General features: G+C 39.7%; 8 protein-coding genes. All 8 read left to right on the top strand.

The genetic code is table 11. From position 1 onward, the window contains the following. A partial coding sequence (locus VNZ46_RS16955; RefSeq protein WP_325561240.1) for an outer membrane beta-barrel protein occupies nucleotides 1-548 on the top strand: 548 nt, incomplete at its 5' end. Between the two features lie 46 nt (nucleotides 549-594). Further along, nucleotides 595-1,356, top strand: coding sequence for an SDR family oxidoreductase (locus tag VNZ46_RS16950; RefSeq protein WP_325561239.1), 762 nt, complete (start codon nucleotides 595-597; stop codon nucleotides 1,354-1,356). Nucleotides 1,357-1,359: 3 nt separating this feature from the next. After that, nucleotides 1,360-1,806: a GatB/YqeY domain-containing protein gene (locus VNZ46_RS16945; protein WP_325561238.1), complete on the top strand. Its 447-nt coding sequence runs from the start codon at nucleotides 1,360-1,362 to the stop codon at nucleotides 1,804-1,806. Nucleotides 1,807-1,911: 105 nt separating this feature from the next. After that, on the top strand, nucleotides 1,912-2,676 hold the full coding sequence (locus VNZ46_RS16940; protein WP_316837963.1) for an alpha/beta hydrolase: 765 nt from the start codon (nucleotides 1,912-1,914) through the stop codon (nucleotides 2,674-2,676). Next, nucleotides 2,676-3,338, top strand: a complete 663-nt coding sequence (locus VNZ46_RS16935; RefSeq protein ID WP_133778761.1) for a CBS domain-containing protein — start codon at nucleotides 2,676-2,678, stop codon at nucleotides 3,336-3,338. Before VNZ46_RS16940 ends, VNZ46_RS16935 begins: the two co-directional genes overlap by 1 nt. Nucleotides 3,339-3,393: 55 nt before the next feature. Further along, on the top strand, nucleotides 3,394-4,275 hold the full coding sequence (locus tag VNZ46_RS16930; RefSeq protein ID WP_325561241.1) for an NAD kinase: 882 nt from the start codon (nucleotides 3,394-3,396) through the stop codon (nucleotides 4,273-4,275). Between the two features lies 1 nt (nucleotide 4,276). Next, on the top strand, nucleotides 4,277-5,056 hold the full coding sequence (locus tag VNZ46_RS16925; protein WP_325561237.1) for a DUF6089 family protein: 780 nt from the start codon (nucleotides 4,277-4,279) through the stop codon (nucleotides 5,054-5,056). A gap of 95 nt (nucleotides 5,057-5,151) precedes the next feature. Then, nucleotides 5,152-5,892, top strand: coding sequence for an isoprenyl transferase (locus tag VNZ46_RS16920; RefSeq protein ID WP_325561236.1), 741 nt, complete (start codon nucleotides 5,152-5,154; stop codon nucleotides 5,890-5,892). The last annotated feature ends 170 nt before the right edge of the window (nucleotides 5,893-6,062 follow it).

Below are 6,062 nucleotides of genomic sequence, written 5' to 3'. Positions count from 1 at the left end.
CTGGGTTAAAATCCATCACAGCAAAATCTTCTCCTGGCTTTGGCGTTGGGTTTGTTGTAAACACCAGGCTGAGCGAACATGCGGATGTTCGTTTTACACCAATTCTGATTTTTAATGATCGTCTGCTCGATTACGAATATGAGTCGCCGGCTGTACCTGTACCTAATTCTCTGCCATTTAAAGAACAGAAAGTTCAGGCTACAATGGTGGAAATTCCACTTGGTCTCAAGCTGAAGTCTGATCGTCTTAACAATTTCAGGGCCTATTTATTAGGAGGAGCTAAGTATTCCATGGATATTTCTTCTGCCAAAAAAACGAATGATCAGGGCAACGCTGCCATTGATAAGTTCCTGAAAAACCGTAAGGGATATTTTTCTTATGAGGCGGGTATTGGCTTTGACCTTTATTTTGAGTACTTTAAAATGTCTCCGGAAATTAAATATTCCTCCTCCTTCGGAAATGTCTTGAAACAAGACAACAATGCCTATTCAACCCCTATAGACAAGCTCATGTTACGTCATGTAACATTCAGTTTATTCTTTGAATAGTGTTTGGGCTCATTATATTTATATTTTTGTAGGATAAACTAAAGCGATGAATTCAAAAATTGCATTAATAACAGGCGCAACTTCAGGTATAGGTAAGGCTTGTGCAACCTTATTTGCCCAGCAAGGTTATAAACTTATCCTTTTGGCGAGACGTTCAGAACTTCTGGAAAAACTTTCTTCACACCTTGAGGATAAATATGCGGTAGAAGTACAGGCATTAGTGCTCGACGTGCGGGAAAATGCAGCACTAACAAAAGGGCTGGAAGCCTTGCCGGAAGCATGGAAAAAAGTGGATGTTTTGATCAACAATGCCGGACTAAGTCAGGGACTTGATCCTATAGATCAGGGTAATACTGATGATTGGGACAAGATGATCGATACCAATGTTAAAGGCCTGCTGTATATGTCAAGGATCGTTTCTAACTGGATGATCACCGCAGGAAAAGGTCATATTATAAATATTGGTTCTATTGCAGGTAAAGAAGTGTATCCAAATGGAAATGTATACTGTGCAACCAAGCATGCCGTTGATGCATTAAATAAGGGAATGAGAATAGACCTGCTTCCCCATGGTATTAAGGTGACGGCAATAAATCCCGGTATGGTGGAAACAGAATTCTCTCTTGTACGTTTTAAAGGAGATGAGGAACGGGCCAGAAATGTATATAAAGGACTGGAGCCGCTAGTGGCCCAGGATATTGCTGATGCGATCTGGTTTGCGGTAAGCCGCCCGCCACATGTTAATATTAATGATATGCTGATCATGCCCACAGCCCAGGCAACAGGAACTATAATTAAGAAAAACTAATTTATGATATCAAATACGATTGATCAGGAAATAAAAAAAGCAATGCTCGCTAAGGATCAGGCACAGCTGAGAGGTTTGAGGGCTATTAAAGCGGCTTTATTGCTGGCTAAAACAGAAAAGGGTTCTGCAGAAGAAATTACAGAAGATACGGAAATAAAAATTCTTCAAAAACTCATTAAACAGCGTAAAGAATCCTCGGATATCTATAAACAACAAGGCCGTGCAGATCTCGCTCAGGTTGAAGATGAGGAAATTGATGTTATTGGTCAATTCTTGCCTAAACAGCTTGAAAAAGCCGAAGTAGAAGAAATAATTTCTAAAATTATCGTTGCTGCCGAAGCAAGTTCCATGAAAGATATGGGGAAGGTTATTGGTTTGGCTAATAAAGAGTTAGCTGGTAAAGCGGATGGTAAACTTATCGCTGAAATTGTTAAATCACAATTGGCATAAATTGTGTTAAAAATAAGAAGGATTGTTTTAAAAAAAATTAATCCTTTATTATTGCCTTAAATTAACTTATGTCTACTAACTTAGTAGCACATCCACATAAAAAATATGAAGTACGAAGTAATAGAAGATAATGGGTTTAAATACATAGAGGCAGGAGAGGGCGAAACTCTGGTATTACTTCATGGTTTGATGGGTGAACTGAGCAACTGGGAACAAACGATAGATTATTTTAAAGAAAACTATCGTGTACTGGTGCCTATCCTTCCGATTTATGAGCTGCCCATCCTTACGCTGGGTGTAAAAAGTTTATCTAAACATCTCCATCGTTTTCTAAAACACAAAGGTTTGGAACAGACCGTATTGGTAGGGAATTCCTTGGGTGGTCATGTTGGACTTGTGTTTACAGCCGCCCATCAGGAGCATGTGAAGGCTCTGGTACTTACAGGAAGTTCAGGTCTGTATGAGAATGCTTTTGGAGGATCTTTTCCAAGGAGAGAAAGTTATGATTACATCCGTGAAAAAGTAGAATTCACATTTTATGATCCTGCAACGGCTACAAAAGAACTGGTTGATGAGGTTTTTAAAACCGTAAACGATCGTTCCAGAGTAATACGTATTCTTGCGCTGGCAAAGTCTGCAATCAGACATAACATGGCCAAAGAATTGTCTAAGATTACTATACCTGTATCTCTAATCTGGGGCAGGCAGGATAAGGTAACTCCGCCAGATGTTGCGGAAGAGTTTTACGAATTATTACCTAATTCTGAACTGAATTGGGTAGATAAATGCGGGCATGCCCCCATGATGGAGCAGCCTGAAGTTTTTAATGAATTTTTGAATACTTTTTTAAACCGCATATTGTTAAAGTAATGTTTGCCTCTGAACTCATATCGAATGCGATCCCGCCGTTAAGAACTTCTGATACTGTTCAGAAGGCGCTTGATCGTTTGTCTGAGTTCAAGCTGTATCACTTGCCCATTGTGAATGAAACTCAGTTTCTAGGATTGGTGGCAGAGGAGGAGTTAATTGAAGTAAGGGATGTTGAACAAGCTATCGGTAGTTTATCCTTGGCAATCCTTAATCCATTTGTCTATCAGGATTCTCATATATACGATGTGATCCGGCTTTTTGATCAGCTCAAATTATCTGTTTTGCCTGTATTGGATTATAATAAGAATTATCTGGGCGTGATTTCAGTACATAGTCTTATCGGTTATTCTGCAGAGATTTATGCGGTCAAAGAACCAGGAGGTGTTATTGTGCTGGAGATCAGTAACCGCAATAATTCTTTATCTCATATGGCGCAGATCGTAGAGGCTGATAATGCGCAGATCTTGTCTTCCTATGTACAGTCTTTTCCCGATTCTACCAAATTGGAGGTAACCCTCAAAATCAACAAGACCGAGTTATCTGGAATCATTTCCTCCTTTGAAAGATATAATTACGTCGTTAAGGCTGTTTTTAACAGTACTTCTACGGATCAGGGAACTGAGGACCGCTATAACTCTTTTATGAACTATTTAAACGTATAATGAAAACAGCAGCTTACGCTAAGTTCATTTTTATGATAAAACCGGTACTTTCATGATGAAGATTGCAATCTACGGAAGGGAATTCAACAACACAGTATTGCCTTATGTTCAGGATGTTTTTGATGTTCTTTCCCTGTATAATGTGGATGCCCTGGTCTATGAAAAGTACCATCACTTTATCTCCGATAAAGTGAAATTGAATGCAAAGATTACCACATTTAAGGAAAATGCAGAACTGATTGGCCAGGCAGACGTGCTGATCAGTTTAGGTGGCGACGGAACTATGCTCGATACCCTTGCGCTTGTCCGTGATTCTGGCATACCAGTGATCGGAATTAATTTTGGGCGTCTTGGTTTTCTGGCAAGCATTAATAAAGATGAGATTAAAAAAGCAATTGAAGCTTTGTTAAACCAGCAGTATGCATTGGACAGCCGGAGTTTACTGAGCCTGGAGTCCAAGTTCCATCTTTTTGGAGAAGAGAATTTTGCCTTGAATGACATCACAATTCACCGGAGGGACAATTCTGCGATGATGCTGATCCATGCTTATATGAATGAGGAGTTTATCAACTCTTACTGGGCAGACGGGCTGATCATTGCAACTTCTACCGGGTCCACCGCCTATTCTCTCAGTTGCGGGGGGCCAATTATTCTTCCCAGTTCGCAAAGCTTTGTCATTACACCCATTGCACCACATAATTTAAATGTACGCCCGCTTATTGTGCCGGATAATGTAACTTTAACTTTTGAAGTGGAGGCCAGAAGTGCGAAGTTTCTGGTATCCTGCGATTCCAGGACCGAAACAGTAGACCGTTCTGTTAAAATCAGTATCAAAAAGGCGAGTTTTGATGTTAACCTGATCAGACTGAACAATGAGAGCTATCTGACCACTTTAAGAAATAAATTGCTTTGGGGAATAGACACCCGGAATTATTAGAATGAAATTTAAATCACTGTTGCTCCATTTTATATTGATCCTGATGTCTGTGTCAGGGGCCAGGGCTCAAGCTTGGGAAGTAGGGCTTGGTGCCGGTGCAGCAGGCTATATGGGGGATCTTAACCCGGACAACCCCTTGAAAATTACAGGGATGTCTGCAGGGGTTTTTGCGAAACTTAATTTTAATTCACATTGGGCCCTGGGGCTTCATTACAACTATGGAAGGATCAGTGGAGATGATTCACAGTCTTCCAACGCAGACTTCAAGGATAGAAATCTGAAATTTTATACCCCCCTTAATGAAGTGAGCGCACAGGTTGATTTTAATTTTTTTGATTATTTCTCGGGTGGAGGAAGAAAGAATTTTACGCCATATATCTATGCAGGACTTGGCGGTGTTATTTTTAACCCCAGAATCAAAATCAATGGGGAGACAAGAGATTTAAGACTTTATAAAACAGAGGGGCAGAGTACGCCCTATAGAAATTATGCAATCAGTATTCCTTATGGGGCTGGGGTGAAGTACAATTTTAATTCCAACTGGAGCTTTTTCTCCCAGCTGGGATATAGAACAGCCTATACTGATTATCTCGATGATGTGAGCGGAGCATATAAATATCCGGTTCAGGGAGATGACTACATGCATATCTTTCTGGCTGATCCATCCGGACACAGGCCGCCAGGTAGCCAAAGAGGAGATTCAAGAAAAAGAGATACCTATATGTTTTTGCAAATTGGGATCTCGTATACATTTTTATCTGAAAAATGTTTTACCTTTTAGCATGATTTTCATATAAATAGACTAATAATCATAGAAAATTTTACCTTTGTGTCCCAAAAATGTTAGACTTTTGGGGATCATTTTCATATAGTTAGATGGGATTTAAAGAACAAATTGACCTTACGCGTTTACCTGAGCACATTGCAATTATAATGGATGGTAACGGCAGATGGGCAAAAAATCAGGGTAAATTCAGGGTTTTCGGTCATGAAAATGGGGTGTTATCTGTAAAAGATATTGTAGAAGGATGTGCAGATATTGGGATTAAATACTTAACGATCTATGCCTTTTCCAAAGAAAACTGGAACCGTCCTGTGGAGGAGGTTAATGCACTCATGGAGATTTTCATTTCTACCATTAATCAGGAAACACCAAGACTTACCGCAAATAATATCAGGCTGAATGCCATAGGAGATACTTCGTCATTGCCTCAGAAATGTATTGATGACCTGAAGGATGCCATGGAAAAAACAGCACACAACACGCGCTGCACTTTGACTATTGCTTTAAGCTATAGTGCGAAATGGGAAATTGTAGATGCAGCAAAAAAACTGGCTCAAAAAGTACTGGATAAAGAGATTGGAATTGAAGATATAACGGAAGAGAATTTTTCTTCTCAGTTAAGTACATGCAATATTCCTGATCCCGAACTGATGATCAGGACAAGTGGAGAACATCGGATCAGTAATTTTTTACTGTGGCAAATGGCCTACACCGAATTATATTTTACAGAAACCTTATGGCCCGACTTCAGGCGGGAAGACCTGTTTGAAGCTATTGTAGACTACCAGAAACGCGAAAGACGCTTTGGCAAAATTAGTGAGCAACTGAACTAATTTTACTTTTAACACTTTTTAACATGTGTTTAAATTAACTTAGCGACGATTTTAGATTGTAAATGAAAAGAATATACCAACTTATATTATTGTTATTGTTCGGGTTACCAACAATGGCACAGATCACACGCCCTTCCAATCCTGCAACACCTTCATTGAAAGTCAGTGGA

Origin of the sequence: Pedobacter sp. (assembly GCF_035566355.1) — a bacterium.
Taxonomy (GTDB): Bacteria; Bacteroidota; Bacteroidia; order Sphingobacteriales; family Sphingobacteriaceae; genus Pedobacter.
The sequence above is the reverse complement of the archived record's forward strand: the minus strand, read 5'-3'. Positions and strand labels throughout refer to the sequence as shown.

Coding starts and splice junctions, on each gene's coding strand:
- VNZ46_RS16950 (WP_325561239.1), top strand. CDS start 595: ATGAATTCAAAAATTGCATTAATAACAGGCGCAACTTCAGGTATAGGT.
- VNZ46_RS16945 (WP_325561238.1), top strand. CDS start 1,360: ATGATATCAAATACGATTGATCAGGAAATAAAAAAAGCAATGCTCGCT.
- VNZ46_RS16940 (WP_316837963.1), top strand. CDS start 1,912: ATGAAGTACGAAGTAATAGAAGATAATGGGTTTAAATACATAGAGGCA.
- VNZ46_RS16935 (WP_133778761.1), top strand. CDS start 2,676: ATGTTTGCCTCTGAACTCATATCGAATGCGATCCCGCCGTTAAGAACT.
- VNZ46_RS16930 (WP_325561241.1), top strand. CDS start 3,394: ATGAAGATTGCAATCTACGGAAGGGAATTCAACAACACAGTATTGCCT.
- VNZ46_RS16925 (WP_325561237.1), top strand. CDS start 4,277: ATGAAATTTAAATCACTGTTGCTCCATTTTATATTGATCCTGATGTCT.
- VNZ46_RS16920 (WP_325561236.1), top strand. CDS start 5,152: ATGGGATTTAAAGAACAAATTGACCTTACGCGTTTACCTGAGCACATT.